The organism is Moorena sp. SIO4A1 (assembly GCF_010672065.1).
Taxonomy (GTDB): domain Bacteria; phylum Cyanobacteriota; class Cyanobacteriia; order Cyanobacteriales; family Coleofasciculaceae; genus Moorena.
Map to the genome: position 1 here is coordinate 1 of NZ_JAAHHX010000264.1, position 2,581 is coordinate 2,581.

Consider the following 2,581-nt stretch of genomic DNA (forward strand, 5'->3'; position numbering starts at 1 on the left):
TCCGATTCCCCACTCCCGTCTTTAAACAGAAAACCCCAACTAGGTGCCACGCTTTGTAGTAGGTTCCTAGCTGGGGTTTCTCAGAAGGAATCACATTTTTCAAAAAAAGTCTTACAAGGGCAAGAGGTCGGTGGCGTGCCAGGTAGAAGACCCGGTCGTAGCCAGGGTTTCCCGTCAATTAAGACGTGCTAATCGACCGCCCATCGCCGATAAAAAAGACTTTTGACATAACGGAGAAAGATGTTTTGCGTTTGCTACAAAATACTACGCCAAAAATCGACGCCACAACTCCTGACGCACACCAAGCTTCCCTATCTGAATCGACTTGTTCACAAGAAAACTCAATCGTGGAAATTCTACAACAGAATGTCCGCCTTTTACCTTTTTTTCCTCCTCGTATGACAACTTTATTAGGAGGTCGGTTTCTTGGCTTGGTCTGGTTTCTAGATCGTTGATCTGGATCAAATATTTCATGTACATCAAATCAGCTTAGTGTAATCTGTGATCTGTAACAATAGTCAAATATCAGAGGAAGATAAGTCAAGGTTTTTTTTACGTTTTTTGAGAATTTTATGGAAAATTGGTAATCACTTTTTTTATTTTTTTTCTTAAATTTTAAGCAAAGTATTACAGTATTTTAGTATTTTAAAAAAAGTTAAGTAAAGTAATAAATAATTTTATCTATTATTCTATTTAATAGATGATTTTTTTACAAAAGTTAAGCAATAAATAATTTCATATATTATTCTATTTAATAGATTCAGAGTAGGTAACAATTAATAGGTGCTTTATACGGGAATCGGGAATCGGGAGTCGGGAGATGGGGAGATGGGGAGATGGGGAGATGGGGAGAATTATTGTGTTGTATAAATTGAGGATGATTTTAATAGTTTGGTGGAATGGAAATCTTGCAGGGTAATCGCATCTAATTTGGTATAAATTGTACTTGACAAAAAAAACGGTTGCATGAACAAGTCCTTCATCTCTCATCAAGGGTAACCTAGGATGTGTAAAGGGTTGTATTTTCTCGTCACTCATCATGGCAAAAGGTTTTGGCAGACCCGTTCTTAACACTCACAATGAGCATGAGGCTCAGATCCTGAAAAAGAGTGTACTCAATCATTTTGAGCATCGGTCGGTACCCCGTGTGGGTAGCAGAATCGACCATAATCTTGTCGGGATTGTTACCATAGCCATTTTGGCTGTGATTGCGGGTGCCGATGGGTTTGTGGCCATCGAAACCTACGGTAAAGCCAAGCAACAGTGGCTGGAAACATTTTTAGACTTACCTCATGGAATACCATCTCACGATACATTTGGTCGGGTGTTTGGCCTTCTCGATCCCCAGCAACTCGAAGCCAGCTTCCTGAGTTGGGTGGGCAGCATCACCGAGAGCTTGAATATTGAACTGATTCATATTGATGGTAAGACGGCCAAAGGCTCCTATGACCGTAACAACGACCTCAAAGCGCTTCACAGCGTCAGTGCCTGGAGCAGCGAACATGGACTGGTGTTGGCCCAACAAAAAGTCGAGAGTAAATCAAATGAAATCACAGCAGTGCCACTGCTGCTCAAGTTGCTGAACCTCAAAGGAGCGGTGGTAACTCTCGATGCCATGGGCACCCAGACCAACATTGCCCGACAAATTAAGGAAGCTGGTGGGGACTATGTCCTGGCGCTCAAGGGCAACCAGGGCAAGCTTAGTCAGCAGGTGGAACAGTGGTTTTCTATGGCCGAAGACCAGAACTGGCAAGGGATTGAATTGAGTTACCACCAAACGGTGGAGGCCGGGCATCACCGCTTAGAAACCCGTCAGGTGTGGGCGGTGCCTGTGAGTCAACTACCCCCGTTGCATCGGCAAACACAATGGCAAGGTTTAACCAGCGTGGTGATGGTGAAGCGAAGGCGGCAGTTATGGAACAAAACCACGACACAAACTCAGTTTTACCTCAGTGCCCTCGAACCCGATGGCCAGCAACACAACCAGGTAATTCGCTCCCATTGGGGTGTTGAAAATGGTCTACATTGGGTCCTTGATGTCACTTTTAATGAAGATGCCAGTCGGGTTCGCCAGGGCTATGCTGCTGAAAATCTAGGGCTGTTGCGCCGCCTGAGTGTTAACCTGCTCAAGCGCGAACCCTCCCGCCAGAGTCTCAAGATGAAGCGTTATAGGGCGGGGATGGATAATGACTTCCTAATCAAAATCCTGGCCGCCAGTGCGGCGAAGTGAGGCATTTTTTGAGGGTGATGCAAGATTGTTGAGGAGCAATCATTGGAGGTGATGGACTGAATCTATTAACCGAAGCCGGTTAGGCTCCAGGAGTGTTGACTAACAGGACTGGTACACACCAACGATATCCTCAAACTTTTCTGAGGGTATAATCAGCCATTCTACAGTCAAATTTTAGGTCAGGTTACTGGACTTTTAGAACTCTACTAAGATGCGATTACCCTGTTAACATTTAAAATTTAACAGTCAACATTCAAGCTTCAACTTCTGCATTAAAATGACAGCAATCACCAAACCAAGTCAATTCCAGTACAAACCCCTGCACAAGCCTAACCAACTAATTTACGGTAC

Annotated in this window: 2 protein-coding genes; both read left to right on the forward strand. The window is 44.1% G+C overall.

The genetic code is table 11. The annotated features are described in order from the left end of the window. Window positions 1-192: hypothetical protein (locus F6K53_RS37075; protein ID WP_293084560.1), on the forward strand; the 192-nt coding region annotated here is incomplete at its 5' end. A gap of 847 nt (window positions 193-1,039) precedes the next feature. Then, window positions 1,040-2,230 carry an ISAs1 family transposase gene (locus F6K53_RS37080; RefSeq protein WP_293084562.1) on the forward strand — a complete coding sequence of 397 codons (1,191 nt, stop codon included), beginning with the start codon at window positions 1,040-1,042 and terminating at the stop codon, window positions 2,228-2,230. The last annotated feature ends 351 nt before the right edge of the window (window positions 2,231-2,581 follow it).

What these genes read in the sequence shown, in the direction of transcription:
- F6K53_RS37080 (WP_293084562.1), top strand. Translation starts at nt 1,040, where the DNA reads ATGGCAAAAGGTTTTGGCAGACCCGTTCTTAACACTCACAATGAGCAT.